This is a genomic window from Amycolatopsis sp. NPDC049253 (assembly GCF_040678995.1).
In the GTDB taxonomy this organism is placed as follows: domain Bacteria; phylum Actinomycetota; class Actinomycetes; order Mycobacteriales; family Pseudonocardiaceae; genus Amycolatopsis.
Map to the genome: position 1 here is coordinate 40394 of NZ_JBFAQX010000033.1, position 15410 is coordinate 55803.

Annotated in this window: 11 protein-coding genes; 4 read left to right on the forward strand and 7 right to left on the reverse strand. The window is 71.3% G+C overall.

Going from position 1 to position 15410, the window contains the following annotated elements; all coding sequences use genetic code 11:
* Nucleotides 1-51 precede the first annotated feature (51 nt).
* From AB0K15_RS40935 to AB0K15_RS40950, 4 genes are all read left to right on the forward strand, one after another.
* Complete coding sequence (locus AB0K15_RS40935; protein WP_364063845.1) at nt 52-1209, forward strand: EfeM/EfeO family lipoprotein; 1158 nt, start codon at nt 52-54, stop codon at nt 1207-1209.
* A complete protein-coding gene (locus AB0K15_RS40940) occupies nt 1202-2368 on the forward strand; it encodes a Dyp-type peroxidase (protein ID WP_364063848.1) in 1167 nt (388 codons plus the stop codon). Before AB0K15_RS40935 ends, AB0K15_RS40940 begins: the two co-directional genes overlap by 8 nt.
* Before the next feature lie 278 nt (nt 2369-2646).
* Nucleotides 2647-5442, forward strand: coding sequence for a glycoside hydrolase family 2 TIM barrel-domain containing protein (locus AB0K15_RS40945; RefSeq protein WP_364063855.1), 2796 nt, complete (start codon nt 2647-2649; stop codon nt 5440-5442).
* A gap of 204 nt (nt 5443-5646) precedes the next feature.
* Nucleotides 5647-8370 carry a BTAD domain-containing putative transcriptional regulator gene (locus AB0K15_RS40950; RefSeq protein WP_364063859.1) on the forward strand — a complete coding sequence of 908 codons (2724 nt, stop codon included), beginning with the start codon at nt 5647-5649 and terminating at the stop codon, nt 8368-8370.
* A 290-nt stretch (nt 8371-8660) separates the two neighbouring features.
* Here AB0K15_RS40950 and AB0K15_RS40955 read toward each other — a convergent pair whose 3' ends face one another.
* The 7 genes from AB0K15_RS40955 to AB0K15_RS40985 are packed head-to-tail and all read right to left on the reverse strand — an operon-like array spanning nt 8661 to nt 15355.
* Complete coding sequence (locus tag AB0K15_RS40955) at nt 8661-9848, reverse strand: alpha-hydroxy acid oxidase (protein WP_364063862.1); 1188 nt, start codon at nt 9846-9848, stop codon at nt 8661-8663.
* Nucleotides 9845-10744: an NAD(P)-dependent oxidoreductase gene (locus AB0K15_RS40960; protein WP_364063867.1), complete on the reverse strand. Its 900-nt coding sequence runs from the start codon at nt 10742-10744 to the stop codon at nt 9845-9847. Before AB0K15_RS40960 ends, AB0K15_RS40955 begins: the two co-directional genes overlap by 4 nt.
* On the reverse strand, nt 10744-11946 hold the full coding sequence (locus tag AB0K15_RS40965) for an aminopeptidase P family protein (protein ID WP_364063875.1): 1203 nt from the start codon (nt 11944-11946) through the stop codon (nt 10744-10746). The genes AB0K15_RS40960 and AB0K15_RS40965 overlap by 1 nt, the downstream gene beginning before the upstream one ends.
* Entirely contained in the window at nt 11943-12725 is a 783-nt protein-coding gene (locus AB0K15_RS40970; protein ID WP_364063884.1) for an ABC transporter ATP-binding protein, read from the reverse strand. Before AB0K15_RS40970 ends, AB0K15_RS40965 begins: the two co-directional genes overlap by 4 nt.
* 1 nt (nt 12726) lies before the next feature.
* Nucleotides 12727-13518: an ABC transporter permease gene (locus tag AB0K15_RS40975; RefSeq protein WP_364063889.1), complete on the reverse strand. Its 792-nt coding sequence runs from the start codon at nt 13516-13518 to the stop codon at nt 12727-12729.
* The gene (locus tag AB0K15_RS40980; RefSeq protein ID WP_364063892.1) at nt 13515-14375 is read right to left on the reverse strand and encodes an ABC transporter permease subunit; all 861 of its coding nucleotides are present in this window, start codon (nt 14373-14375) and stop codon (nt 13515-13517) included. Before AB0K15_RS40980 ends, AB0K15_RS40975 begins: the two co-directional genes overlap by 4 nt.
* On the reverse strand, nt 14372-15355 hold the full coding sequence (locus tag AB0K15_RS40985; protein WP_364063898.1) for an ABC transporter substrate-binding protein: 984 nt from the start codon (nt 15353-15355) through the stop codon (nt 14372-14374). The genes AB0K15_RS40980 and AB0K15_RS40985 overlap by 4 nt, the downstream gene beginning before the upstream one ends.
* Nucleotides 15356-15410 lie beyond the last annotated feature (55 nt).

The following is a 15410-nucleotide window of genomic DNA, read 5'->3' on the forward strand; positions in this document are numbered from 1 at the left end:
CGCAACGGGCACCATCGAATGCGTTCACGACCGACACCCAAGCTGGGCCCGGTGACCAGCACGACGGCCTCGGTGAACATCCCGGCCACACCACCGAGCCGGCCGCAGCCCATCGTGCTGGTCGTCGGCTCGCCCTACGGCATCGACGACTGGCTCGGCGGACCGGCCGGCCGCTACGACTTCCTCTTCGTCAACAACGAGGGCGCCGGCGCCGAGATCTACCTGGAGGACCCCGCGACCGAGCGGATCTACGTCGAGGTCGAGCACTTCGGCCGCGGCGTCACCCGCACGGTCACGGCATCGGTGCCGCCCGGGACCTACCGCTGGGTCTGCATCACCGACTACACGATCAAGTACAGCCGGCCGGTCGTCGTCACAGGTGCCCCGTTGCCCTACGACGTGCACGGGATCATCCCCGTGACCGGGCTCGACCTGCGGATCCCGATCAACACCTACGTAGGCTGGATCACCGGGCAGCTGCCCGCGCTCACCGAACAGGTCAACCGGCTGCGCGGCGACCTGCAAGCCGGCGATGCAGCGGCCGCCAAAGCCGACTGGCTGATCGCGCACCTCACCTACGAGACGCTGGGCGGGGCCTACCGGGCGTACGACGAGACCGGTGACGACATCAACGCCGACCCGCCGCGCGGCGTCGCCCCCGTCCGCCTCGCGGACGCGGACTTCACCGGCTTCCGCAAGATCGAGGCGATGGTGTGGCACGACCGGCCACCGGCGACGATCGTGCCGCACGTCGATGCGCTGCTCGAGGCGATCGGGCGGCTCGCCGACGAGCTGGCGCTGCCGAACGCGATCACGCCGATCGACATGGGACGGCGGGCGCACGAGATCCTCGAAGACGCCCTGCAATGGGACCTGAACGGGATCGGCGACGCCGGCAGTCAGACCGAGCTGGCGACCGTGGACGCGAACCTCACCGGGGTCTGGCAGGCTCTGGACCCGCTGCGCCCGATCCTGCGCAAGCAGAACCCGTACCTGGACCAGACCGACGAGCAGCTGCGGCTCACCCAGCAGCTGGTCCGCGGCCACCACCACGCCGAGGGCTGGGCCGGATTGGCTTCACTGACCGTTCGGCAGCGGGCCGCGGTCAATGCGGCAGTGCAGCACAGCGTCGAATTGCTCTCCCACGCCGCGGTCGTCGTCGACCCGCGCAACGCCACCCGCGACCGAGGCCCGATCACCCATGACTGACCACGACACCACCGTGCCGGCGAACCGGCCGTTCGAAGGTGCCCACCAGGCCGGCATTCTCGAGCCCGCACAGCGCGCGGCGGTCGTCATCGCGTTCCTCGTGACCGCGGCCGACCGGCCGGCGCTGCGGCGGATGTTCCGCACGCTGACGGCGACGATCCGTTACCTGGTCGCCGGGGGCGACGCACCGGCCGGGCGCGGCAGCGACGACGGGCTCGTGTCTCCCCCGTACGAAAACGGCGTGCTCGGCCCGGGAACGGTGCCCGACGGCCTCACCGTCACGGTCAGTGTCGGCGCGAGCCTGTTCGACGACCGCTTCGGCCTCGCCGACGTCAAACCGGCCCGGCTGCGCGCCATGGACGAGTTCCCGAACGACGCGCTCGACCCCGAACGCTGCGACGGCGACCTGCTGCTGCAGATCTGCGCCGATCACCCCGACACCGTGCTGCACGCGCTGCGCATCCTGATGCGCGCGACCCGGGCCGACCTGCAGGTGCTGTGGCAGATGGAGGGCTTCACCAGCCCGCCGCGGCCGAGCGGGACGCCCCGCAACCTGTTCGGCTTCAAGGACGGCACAGCCAACCAGGAGATCCTCGACCGTGCCGATCTCGTCGATCAGCTGGTGTGGACCAAGGCCGGCGGCGACGAACCGGACTGGGTGACCGGTGGTTCCTACCACGTGGTCCGCCTGATCCGGATGTTCGTCGAGTTCTGGGACCGGATCTCGATCAACGAGCAGCAACGGATCTTCGGCCGTGACCGGAACACCGGCGCACCGCTGTCCGGCCGGCGCGAACGAGTGGCCGGCGAGGAGGAGTTCCAGATCCCCAGCTACCACAGGGATGCGCACGGCAACACGGTGCCGCTGACAGCGCACATCCGCCTCGCCAACCCGCACGACGGCACCGCCGACGACCGACGGATGCTGCGCCGCGGCTTCAACTACAGCGCCGGCATCGAGCGCAACGGGCAGCTCGACATGGGCATGATCTTCATCTGCTTCAACGCCGACCTCGACCGGCAGTTCGTCGCCGTCCAGACGCTCCTCATCGACGAAGCGCTGGTCGACTACATCTCCCCCTTCGGCGGCGGCTACTTCTTCGCCCTGCCCGGCGTCCGGGATGCCGACGACTGGCTGGGTCGCGGCATGCTCGACTGAGCGGTCGCCGGTCGGGCGTTCCTGACATCGTCGTCAGTCGGCGTGGCCCGGGCTTCGCAGCCAAGTCGATCACCTTCGGTTCGGCAGGATGCCGAAGACGTATTCTGTCGGGCACACAGCGCACAAATGCCACCTGCACGGGTGCAGTTCGCGTCGTTTATCAGTCGCCACAACCCTCCCAAGGTCGGTTGACAGAAGACCACCGTCTGTCGACGATGGAATTCGCAGCACCACTGACAACGTTGTCAACACAACGCATCGGGAGCGACGTGACCCAGGTGAATCGCAGACTTTTCCTGTCCGGTGGAATCGCCGTCGCCGGTGGAGGTGTACTCGGGGCGTTCGGGTTGGGCGGTGTCGCCGGTGCGGCCCCCGGCGGGACGGCGAGCGCCCACCCGTTGCGCGTCGACGGGCGTGAGATCACCGGCGGCTGGAGCTTCGCGGCGGCCGACGGTACGCCGGTGACCGGTGCGCAGCTGGCCAGCGGGCGCCAAGTCGCCGGGCTGAAGCCGGCCGTGGTGCCGGGCACACCGCTCACCAGCATGATCGCGAACGGCGAGTACCCCGATCCGCTCTACGGCCACATCGTGACCGACACGGTCCCGGACACGCTCAAGGACACCGGCTACTGGTACCGGGTCGCGTTCCCCGTGCCACGGCTGGTGCCGGGCCAGCGGTTCTGGCTCCGATTCGACGGCATCAACTACCTCGGCACCATCTGGCTCGACGGCGCCGAGGTCGGCACCGTCGAGGGCGCGTTCAAGCGCGGCGTCTTCGACGTCACGGACATCGTCGCGAAGGCGGACGGCACGGCGCACCTCGCGGTGCTCGTGGGCAAGCTGGACCACTCCGAGCAGCCGTCGCTGCCGAGCTACGCCAGCGGCGTGACCCGAGGCGGGCGCAACGGCGGCAAAACCGGGATCACCTTGGAGAACGGGCCCACGTTCTTCTGCACGGCGGGCTGGGACTGGCTGCCCACCATCCCCGACCGGGACCTCGGCATCTGGCAGCCGGTCACCTGGTCCACCACCGGTCCGGTCCGGCTGGCCGACGTGCGCGTGGACCCCACGCTCTCGGCCGACCTGCGCACGGCCGACATCACGATCGACCTCGGCCTCGACAGCGCGTTCGACACATCGAAAACCGTGGTGGTGAAGGGATCCCTCGACGGTCGCGACTTCGAGAAGACCGTGACCGCGGCGGCCGGCGCGTCCTCGGTCACGCTGACGTCGAAGGACATCGCCGCGCTGCGGCTGAGCCGCCCGAAGCTGTGGTGGCCCAACGGGTACGGCGACCCCCACCGCTACCGGCTGACGATCGCCGTCGAGGCCGGCGGTCAGGTCCACGACGAGCGGACGGTGGACTTCGGCGTCCGGCGCATCGAGTACACGAAGCCGATCCAGTCACCGTCCGGTTCGCCGGCCGACTGCCTGGCGATCACCGTCAACAACCAGCCGATCATGGTGATGGGCGGCAACTGGGGCCTGGACGAAGCGCTCAAGCGCATCCCGCGCGAACGCCTGCGCGATCAGGTGCGGCTGCACCGCGACGCCAACCTCAACCTGATCCGGAACTGGAACGGCCAGAGCAGCACCGAAGATTTCTTCGACGCGTGCGACGAGTTCGGCATCCTCGTCTGGCAGGACTTCTTCTGCTCGACCGAAGGCCCGCCGCCCGAGAACGTCGCCCGCGATCTGGACAACATCCGCGACTGCATCGTGCGGTTCCGCAACCACCCGTCGATCCTGCTGTGGTGCGGGGGCAATGAAGGCCCGCCGCCGCAGCCGCTCATCGACGGCCTGGACGCGCTGGTCGCCGAGCTGGACCCCAAGCGCGCCTCGCTGACCAGCTCGGCCGGCGACACCGGCAAGGACCCCATCAGCGGGTACAGCTCGGGCGGGCCGTACCACTGGGTCACCCCGAGCACCCACTTCTCCCTCAACGACGGCACGCGCTGGCCGCCGTTCCACAACGAGGTGGGCTCGTACTCGATCCCGACGCTGGAGTTCATCAAGAAGATGCTCCCCGAAGCGTCGTGGGAGCACCCGGACGACTTCTGGGCCGATCGCGACGTCAACGGCAACGGCGGCAACGGCGGCGGCGCGGGGTACCTCCAGCTCACCGCCCAGCGCTACGGCGAACTGCGCAACCTCCCGGACTTCGCCCGCAAGTCCCAGCTGATGAACTACGAGTGCATCAAGGCGATCTACGAGGCGCACGCCGCGAACATGGTCAGTGCCGCGCCGGGCAAGCCCTACCCCCGCACCGGCGTCATCATGTGGATGACCAACCCGGCGCAGCCCAGCTTCGTCTGGCAGATGTACAGCCACGACCTCGAGGCGCACTCGTCGTTCTACGCGGTGCAGCACGCGTGCCGCAGAGTCAACGTGATCCTCGACAGCCAGACCCTCGACGTCGTGGTCGCCAACCACACCCGGTCGGCGGTGAAGGGCACCGTCGCCGCGACGTTCTACGACTTGACCGGCGCGGAGTTCGCGAGCACGTCCTTGCGCGTCGGCGGGGCGGCGGGGTCCGACCACACCGTGATCGGCAGCATCGCCGAGCAGCTGAACGGCACGCCTTCCGACATCGCCTTCGTCCGGCTCGTGTTCGAGGATTCGCGCGGCGCGGAACTGGTCCGCAACTTCTACTGGCTCGAGAACCCGGCCCGGCCCGCGGGATTCACGAGCCTGGACGACGCCCCCGCCGCCGCCGTCTCCGTCACGGCCGACGCGGACCACGGGCGCGACAGCCTCGAGCTGACGGTAAACGTCGAGAACACCGGCGAAGCCGTGGCGCTGATGGTGCACCTCCAGGTGTACGACACCCGGACCGGCGAACGCGTGCTGCCGGCCACCTTCAGCGACAACTACCTGAACCTGGCGGGCGGCGAGTCGAGTTCCGTGCGGGTGCGGCTGACCGACGAGCAGACCCGGCAGCGGACCGTGGGCGTTCGGATCGACGGCTGGAAGATCGACCAGCGCGCCTCGCGGCTGCGGGGCCACGGCGTGGCGGTCACCTTCAACCAGGCGGCATTGTCGACCCACCCGTCGAAGAACACCTTCGGCCGGTAACCCTCCGACGGTCCCGGTGGTGGGCGCGACCCCCAAAACGACGCGCCCGCCACCGGGTCTCCCCCGGCGTTCCCCCTCGTTCGCCGTGTCCCCAGAGTCGCCGACGCCGTCCTCGTTTCGTCCTCCGGTCGACATCTGCGGCTGCGACCTGCGCGTTTCGGACCGGGCGCCGGGCGCTAGCCTTGAGACCGAGGGGGGATGTGCATGAGGTTCCGGATTCTCGGGACGCTGGAAGTGCGGGCGTACGGGGACCGGGTCCTCCTGGTGAGCCCGCGTCAGCAGCGGGCGCTCGCCGCCCTTCTGCTCAGCCCCAACTCGGTCGTGCCGGTGGAGCGCATGATCGATGCGCTGTGGGAGGACGAGCCACCGACGACGGCGGTGAAGCAGGTGCGCAACTGTGTTTCCGCGCTGCGGGCCCGGCTCGGTGAGACCGGCGGGGTGATCCTCACCGACGGGCCGGGGTACCGGCTGCAGACCGACGCCGGCGACCTCGACTTGCTCCGGTTCCGCCGCCACGTCGCGACGGCGCGAGGGCTCGCCGGGCAGGCGAAGCTCGTCGACGCCGTCGAGGAGATCCGCAGCGCGCTCGCCCTCTGGCGTGGCCCGGCGCTCGACGGGCTGCGGACAACCACGCTGGCCGGCCGGGCGGCGCTGCTCGACGAACAGCGCGCCGACGCCGTCGAGCTCTGCGCGGAATGGCAGCTGCGGCTCGGCGAAACGGGCGAGGTGGTCCGCGAGCTGACCGCGTTCTGCGGTGAGCACCCGGTGCGCGAATCGTCCCACCTGCTCCTGATGCGCGCGCTCGCGGAGGAAGGCCGCTACGCCGAGGCCTCGACGCTGTTCCACGGCCTGCGCCGGCGGCTGGCCGACGAGCTCGGCGTTGACCCGAACCCCGACCTGCGCCGGCTCCACGAGCAGATTCTGGCCGACGCCACGCCCACCGCCGCAGCTGCCGTCATCCCCGCTCCCGAGGCCGAGCCGGAATCCCCGCCGGATCACCACTTCGGCCCTGCGATCACGGAGCTGGCCGAAGCCGTCACGTGGCAGTGGCGGGCCGAAGCCGAGCTGCGTTCACTGCACCGGCCGCAGCCGATCACCCTGCGGTGGTCGGCCGGCGCGCGACCGGGAAAGCCGGCTCTCCGGGGCGACCTCGACGACATCGCGGAGACCTACTCGGAGCTGCCCGTGCGGCAGCTGGTCGTGCTCGGCGATCCCGGTTCCGGAAAGTCGGTACTCGCCCTGGTGCTGACGCTGGAGCTGCTGCGCACCCGGCCCCCGGGCGCCCCGGTGCCGCTCCTGCTGTCGCTGGCTTCGTGGGACCCGCGGCGCGAACACCTCGACCGGTGGCTGGCGGGGCGGCTCGCCGACAACCACCCGGCTCTGCTCAACGCCCGCGAGTACGGACCCGACGCGCCCACCCGGCTCGTCCTCGGCGGCCATGTGGTCCCCGTCCTCGACGGGCTCGACGAGATGCCGGCCGACTTGCGCGTCGCGGCGCTCGACGCACTGGACCAGACCGCGGCCGTGGGCCGCTCACTGGTCCTGACCTGCCGCTCCGCCGAGTACGAGCAAGTGACGCGCGAGTCCGGCACCGTGATGGGCTCGGCCACCGTGGTGCGGCTCGAACCCGTGAGCCGCCAGGAGGCGATCACCTACCTTTCCGCGCGGGAACGCGCCGGCTCCGACCGCTGGCATCCCGTGGCCGAGCGGCTGCGCCGGGACCCCGACGGGCCGCTGGGGCGCGTGCTGCGGACACCGTTGATGGTCGACCTCGCGCGGATCGTCTACGGCCGCCCGGGCGAGGATCCCGCGGAGCTGCTCGCCGCGGAAGACGCGGCGGCGCTGGAAGCGCAGTTGCTCGACTCGTTCCTCCCCCACACCTACGCGCAGGTGCCACAGCCGCCGGGGCGGAACCCGAAGACCAGCCCGTCCGGGCGGTACACGGCAGCACAGGCGAACCGCTGGCTGGGTTTCCTGGCCCGGCACCTCGAGCGGGCACGCAGCCGCGACCTGGCCTGGTGGCAGCTCCACCGGGCGGTTCCCGCCGGGACCCGGGCCGGACTGGTCGGTGTGCTGATCGCGCTGCTCTTCCTCGCCACCGGCTGGTTGTCCGACGGGCCGGCGCTGGCCGCGATCTACGCCCTCTCGTTCGGCGGCGCCGGTTACCTGACCCACCGCTTCGGGCGCCCGCCGGAGCCCCTGCGCACCGAACTGCGTTTCGCCGGCGCGGCGGGCAAGTTCGCCGGCCGGTTCGCGGTCGGCGCGGTGGTGGGCGTCGCGCTCGGGCTGGGCTGGTCGCTGGCCCCCGGGCTGGTCGTCTTCCTGGCGCTAGTGTTCGGCGTGGTCTTCGCGGTGCACGTGTGGCTCGCGAAACCCGTCGACGCCAGCCGGGTGTCGAGCCCGACGACGATCCTGCGCAACGAACGGACCGGTGCGATCGCGTTGTCCGTCTCCTTCCTCGTGTCCGGGGGGTTGTTCGACGGGATCGCGTTCGCGTTCACCGCGCAGACGCGGTTCCTGCCGGTGCTGGGCGGCCGGTTCGACCTGGCGCTCGCGGTCGCCGGCGGGCTGGCGGGAGCGTTGTTCGGGTTCTTCATGGCCCGTGGCGTCGCCGCCGTGTGCTACGGCCTCGCGGGCGCGATCGCCGGTGGCCAGGTGTTCCCTCCGGCGACGGACCCGGTGCTGCCGTTCGTGGTCGGCGTGTGTTTCGGCGGGGGCATCGGTCTGGCGGTTCTGGTGACGCGCGCCTGGGGCAACTACTTCGTCCACCACCTCTGGCTCGCCGCGACCGGCCGGCTTCCCTGGCGGCTCATGCACTTCCTCGACGACGCCCACCGCCGCGGTGTCCTGCGGCAGGCGGGCAGCGTCTACCAGTTCCGCCACGCCCGCCTGCAGGAGCGGCTGGCGGAGGCCGAACCCGACCGGTAGATCCCTCCGCCGGAGGTGCATCGGGAGCGGCATGGCGTGCCGATCACCAGCCTGACTCCCCCGACGGCCGCCACCGGCAGGATCAGCCGGCGCACCGTCCGACCACCTCACGATCTGCGTGCCGACGTCGCGCCTCGGGTGCCACAAGCGGCGCGACCCAGGCCTGCGCTCCCGGTCGACGTGCCAAAGTGGGCATGCTCCCGAAACCGCACAGGAACGTCAGAGCCACGCTGATCCCACCGTCAGCGTGACCGCTGCGGGCACCGGATCGCGTTCCTCGCCAAGGCTCATCACCGCAACCGCCCCCTCTGGCAGCCGCCCGCGGGAGGGTGGGCCACGGTGAGGGCTCCGGCGATGCTCGTCGCGAGCACGCGGTGGTCGATGTCCTCGATGCGGGCGCAGGCGGTGAGGGCCATCGCGCGGTCGAGCTCCGAGGTCAGTACCTGCAGCACCCGCTCGACGCCCGCTTGCCCGCCGGCCGCGAGCCCGTACAAGTAGGGCCGGCCGACCAGCACCGCGCGGGCGCCGGTGGCCAGGGCGGCGAGCACGTCGGTGCCCCGTCGCACGCCGCCGTCCAGGAACACCTCCGCGTGGCCAGCGACCTCGGCGACGACGCCTGCGAGGGCTTCGATGGTGGCGGGCGCGCGGTCGAGCTGTCGGCCGCCGTGGTTGGACACCACGATGCCGTCGGCGCCGTGGTCGAGCAGCACTCGGCAGTCGGCCGGGCGAAGCACGCCCTTGACCACGAGCGGCCCGGGCCACCACGCGCGCAGGTCCGCGAGGTCCTGCGCAGTCACCGGGTAGAGGCTGCGCAGCATGTCTCGCTGCATCGCGTGCGGCGCGACCCGGCCGTGGCGCGAGCCGCGCCGGCGCAGGTGGCCGCGCGCGATGTCCACCGCCCAGCTCGGTCGCGTGGCGCAGTGCAGCGCCATCCGAGGCCCGAACCGCATCGGCACGGTGAACCCGTTGCGGCGATCCCGTTCGCGATTGCCGAACACCGCACTGTCCACAGTCACCACCAGAGCCCGGTACCCCGCCGCCGCGACGCGGTCCAGCAGCGCGCGCACCGCCGCACGGTCCGGCCAGAGGTAGAGCTGGTACCACCGCGGGCCAGGCGCTGCGGCGCCGACCTGCTCGAGCGTGAAGCTGGACACCATGCCCTGGACGTAGACGGTGTCGCGGGCGGCGGCCGCCCGGGCGACGGCCATCTCGGCTTCGCCGTGCAGCACCCGAGCCGCGCCGGTCGGGGCGAGCAGGATCGGCGCCGCCACCCGGTCGCCGAAGATCCGCACCGCGGTATCGCGCTCGCCGGGCACGGCCAGGGCCGAGGGCAGCAGCCGCGTGGCACGGAACGCCTCGACGTTGCGCCGCGCCGTCACCTCGTCCTCGGCGCCGCCCTCGACCAGGTCGAACACCGGGCGAGGGACCCGGCGGCGGGCGCGCTCGCGCAGTTCGGCGATGTTGCCGGCGCGGTTCACCCGTCGCCTCGCACGTACCGCGCCAGCAGGTCGGCCGCCGCCTCGATCGCCCGCGCCTTTCCCTGACGCGTCGCGCCCGCGATGTGCGGCGAGAGGAAGCACCCCGGGGCCGTCCACAGTGGATGATCCGGGGGCAGCGGCTCGGGGTCGGTGACGTCCAGCACCGCCAGGAGCCGCCCCGCGAGGACCTCGGCGGTCAGCGCCGCCGTGTCGACCACCGTGCCGCGCGCGGCGTTCACCAGCACGGCCCCGTCCGGCATCCGGGCCAGCACTCCCGCCCCGGCCAGCCCCGCGGTGTCGGCGGTCGCCGGCACGAGCAGGACCACCGCGTCGGCCTCGGCCACGAGGTCGGCGAGCTCGGTCACCGGGTGCACGCCGGCGCGAGCGCTGCGCGCGACCACGGTGACCACCGCCCCGAGGCCGGCGAGCTTGTCGCGGGCGCGACGGCCGATCGACCCGGCACCGACGAGCACCACCCGGGCCCCGGCCAGCTCCGCGCTCTCCGCCCGGCGCCACCGCCGCTGGTGCTGCTCGCGCACGGCGGGCAGCAGCCCGCTGGCCAGCCCGAGCAACGCCGCGGCGACCCACTCGGCCACCGCGTTGTCGCGCGCACCGGCGGGCCGGCTCAGCCGCACCCGGTCCGGCAGGTAGGGCTCGAGCCACTCGGCACCGGCGATCAGCGTCTGCACCACCCGCAAGGCGGGTAGCTCGCCGAGCACCGGGAGCAGGTCGGTGCGCTGGTGCTCCAGCACGAGGAACTCGACGTCCCGCAACGCGCGCACCGCTGCCGGTCCCCCGGACGAGGGCAGCGGGACGACGCGGACCCGCCCCGGCGCGGCGGCGCGCAGCGCGGGCAGCGCCTCGTCCGGGCCGGCAGCCACGACCTGACTCGTCATCAGCCCAGCTCGGCCAGCCGCTTGTCGAACTTGTGCAGCTCCTCGACGCCGTCGTCGCCGATGATCACGTTGTCGCACACCCAGTGGCAGAAGCCGTCGAGCACGTACCGGGGGTGGCACGCGATGTTCATTCCGGCCGCCAGCGCCATCGGCTCCTCGGCCCGGATCAGCGGGCGCTCGACGAGGTCGGTGCCCTGGCCGTGGCAGTGCAGCCGCAGCTCCTCCGGTCGCCCGTTGTCGCGCAGGAACTCGTTGTACTCCGCCCAGATGTCGGCGGGTGCGGCGCCGGGACGCAGCAGGCCGTAGCAGAATCGCTGCGCCCGCAGGCAGAAGTCGTACTCCTCGGCGATCCGGTCCGGGACGCGGCCGACGACGCCGGAGCGGCCGATCTCTGTGTACATCCCGCCAGGGCCGTTCACCTCCACCATGAGGTGGAACGCATCGCCCTCGCGGATCACCCGGTGCTGGCTGTGCGGGTGCGCGATCCGGCCGGGCTCGCCGAGCGGGGTCGAGACGCACCAGTAGATGCCCTGCTCGCTGCCCAGCGACTGCGCCGTGTGCTGCGCGACGGCGGCCACGTCGCTGTCGCGCATGCCTGGCTGCAGCGCGTCGAACGCCGCCGCGATCGCCGCGTCCTGCAGCTTCGCGGTGGCGCGCACCAGCTCCAGCTCCTCTTCGGACTTGAGCGCGCGGACGGTGTCGACGACATCAGCGGCTTCAGTGAACGACGCCGCGTGCAGCTCACGCTGCAGGTACTCGCCGAACGCCAGCGGGATCGTGCCGGTGCCGACCCACCCGATGCGGCCGGTGGCGAACGGACGCAGCGCGTCGAGCGCGAGCTCCGCCCCGTCGTAGCGGGTGTAGGACACCGAGCTCATGTACGGGCTCGCCAGTGCCCGGCCGACGCCGCGCAGCACCGGGTCGTGGCCGGGATCGATCACCAGATCCTCGCCCCGCGCGCCGTGCCGGATGATCGTCATCGGCTCCTCGCGCGGGAACACGACGGTGACCGGGTAGCCGTTGGTCGCCGGGATGTCGGTGAGGTACCGGATGTAGCCGCCTACGTAGTCATTGTTCGTCTGCGCCACCAGCACGTCGATCCCGCAGGCGGCCATACCCTCGCGGATCGCGCGCCACCGCCGCTGCAGCTCGGCGGTGCTCACGGGGTGGTTCAGCCGTTCGGACAGCACGGTTGCGGTCATCGGGCAGCTCCCGTCTTCGCGCCGCTGATCAGGGTGAGCACCTCGGTGCGCAGCTCGGTGAACCGCGGCAGGGCCTTGGTCGTCACCTGGCTGCGCGGCCGGGGCAGGTCGACGTCGAGCGTCCGCAGCACCGTGGTCGGGCGTCCGGACATCACGATCACCCGGTCACCGAGGTACACGGCCTCGTCGATGTCGTGGGTGACCAGCACGATCGTCAGCCCGGCGTCGTGGCGCACCCGCAGCACCAGGTCCTCCAGGTCCGCACGCGTCTGGGCGTCCACCGACGCGAACGGCTCGTCCATGATGAGGAACTCGGGCCTGTAGGCGATGGCCCGCGCGATCGCGACCCGCTGCTGCATCCCGCCGGAGAGCTGCCACGGGTAGCTGTCGTCGAACCCGTCGAGGCCCACCTCCTCCAGCGCCTTGCGCACCGCCGCCCGCCGCGCCGCGCGGTCGCGGATCTTGTTCTTCAACGGGATCGCGACGTTGCGGCCGACCTTCGACCACGGCATCAGCGAACGGCTGTAGTCCTGGAAGACACACGCGACCTCCGGCGGCGGGCTCTGGATCACCTTGCCCGTCTCGGTGAGCACGACCTTGCCCCCGGACGAGGGCAGTAGCCCGGACAGGCAGCGCAGCAGGGTGGTCTTGCCGGCGCCGGACGGGCCGACGATCGTGACGAACTCGCCGGCGTTCACGGTGAACGAGATGTCGCGCAGCACCTCCAGCTCGCTGCCGGCGGAGCGGTAGGACTTCCTCAGGTGTTCCACGGTCAGCATGTCAGCTCTCCCGATCCTTGGTGTACCAGCGCAGCAGCCGGCGTTCGACCAGCACGAAGGCGCCGTTGAAGAGCACGCCGAGGATCCCGAGCAGGAGCATGCCCGCCCACATCTGGGACACCTCGAAGCTCTGCTGCGCCTGCAACGTGACGAACCCGATCCCGTTGGTCGCCGCCACGAGCTCGGTCACCACCATCATCACGAACGCCACGGTCAGGGCGATGCGCATCCCGGCGAGGATGTTCGGCGCGGCGGCGGGCAACTGCACGTGCAGCACCCGCTGCGCCCGGGTCAGCCGGTAGGACCGCGCGGCATCCTCGAGCTCCCGGTCGACTGCCCGCACCCCGTCGATGGTGTTGAGCAGCACCGGAAAGACGGTGACGAACGCGGTGAGCACGATCTTCGGCAGGTCACCGATCCCGAGCAGCACGATGCTCACCGGTACCAGCGCCGTGGCGGGCAGGGCCCGGCAGAACTGCAGCGCCGGGTCGAACGCCCGGTGCAGCAGAGGCAACCGTCCGAAGAGGACACCCAGCGCGACGCCGAGCACCACGGCCATGCAGTAGCCCAGCAGCATCCGGCCGACGCTCGGCAGCACGTCGGAAGCGAACCGGCTGAACAGCCACAGCTGCTGGAACGACACCAGGATCGAACGCAGCGACGGCCAGAACGGCGAGGTGCTGCCCAGCGAGGCGAACCACCAGGTCAGCAGGGCCGCGACCGGGACGACGAGCGAGACGAGCCACACCGCGAACCGGCGCCGGGCCCGGCGCGGACGCACCATCGAAGTCATCTGGCCTCCTCACGGTAGGAGATGTGCCAGCGCAGCACACGCCGCTCGATCGCGAGCAGTCCGACGTTGGCCAGGACACCGAGCACGCCGACGACGAACACCAGCGCGTACATGCTCGGGTAGACCGCGTTGGAGGCGTAGACGGCGATGTCGGCCCCGATCCCCCGCACCGACGCGATGATCTCGACCGCCACCACCACGACCAGCACGTGCGACGCGGCGAGCCGCACCCCGGTGGCCACGAACGGCGCCACGGCGGGCAACACCACGTGCCCGAGGCGCTGGTGGGCCCGCAACCCGAACACGCGGGCGCTGTCGCGCAGCACATCGTTGATGCCGCTGACCCCGTAGAAGGTCTGGAAGAGCATCGGCCACAGCGCACCGACCATGCCGAGCAGAGTCGACACCCGGGGGGTGGCACCGAGCAACAGGAGCATCAGCGGCAGGAACACCACGGCCGGCACGAAACGCAGGAAGTCGAGCGGGTAGTGCACGAGCCGGTACAGCAGCGGCACGGCGCCGAGCGCGACACCGAGGACCAGGCCGGCGACCACACCGCCGGCCAGACCGACCGCGACCTGCTCCAGCGTCGCCATCAGGGCGTGGACGAACCCCGCGGTGGGAGCCAGTTCGACGAGCGCCGCCCCGATCGCGCTGATCGACGGCACCTCCGGCGGTAGCCAGCCGGCGCGGGCGATCAGTTCCCACAGCACGAGGATGCCGAGCGTGGTCAGCCACGGGAGTCCGCGCAGCAGCCACGGCCGGGAAGCCCGGCGGGCGGGGGCGGCCGCCGGCGTCGGTGCGTCGAATCCGGCGGGCGCGGGGGCCAGGCCGGTGGGGGTCGGCTGGGTGCTCACGGCACGACGTACGTTCCGTACGCGGGCGCGGCCGAGACCACTCCGTACTTGACCGTGAACGCCGCTTCCTTCTCGATCACCTGGCGGCTGACGTCCGCGGTGTAGAGCGGTAGCGGGGCCTGTGCCACGAGGGCGGGATCGGCCTTCGTCTGCTTCACGATGGCCTCGCGGGTCTCGTCGGGATGTGCGTTGGCGTACTCACTGGACTCTCGCACCGCCTTGCGCCACCTTTCCACGATGCCGGGATGCTGGTCGATGAAGGACTTGGCCATGAAGAACACCGTGTTGTCGGCGTCCGGATCGGCGAACGCGACGGCCGGCGAGTCACCGATGTCCCGAAAACCCTTCTTCCGCAAAGCTGTCGCGTACGGCTGGGCGGTGCTGATCGCGTCGACCTTGCCCTGTTCGAGGGCGGTGATCTGGTCGGGGAACGTGAGCTGTACCAAGTGGACGGACGAGGCGTCGCCGCCGTCCTTCTCGATCGCCTCGCGGATCCAGAACTCCCAGCAGCACTTCAGGGAGTTCACGGCGACCGTCTTGCCCGCGAGGTCCTTGAAGGACCGGATCGGGCTGCCGCCCGCCACCATGGTCTGGTACTGCGCCCCGGCCGCGGCGGGACGATCGGCGACCGCGCCCGACACGATCTGCACCGGGATGTGCGAGGCCGCCGCGATCACGACCGGCGAGATCCCGCCGAGCGCCACCTGCTGCTGGCCGTTGATGACCTGGGTGATCGCTCCGGCACCGGTGGCCGCGCGGCCGATGGTGAGATCGATCCCGTTCTGCGCGAAGAACCCGTGCTGCTCTCCCACCAGGATCGCGGTGGAGGACTGCGACGCCGCGACCCCCGCCGTGATCGGGATCAGGCCGCCGGTCGACCCGCCACCGAGCGTGTTGGTCGCGCTCAGCGCCCCGCACGCCGACAACAGGAACATGGCCCCGGTGAGCACCAGGCACGCGAGTTTGCGTCGATACTTCACGGTTGGCTCCGTTTCGCCGGTGAAACGAATCAAAGTCCTTGCGGGGCCGCGGAAA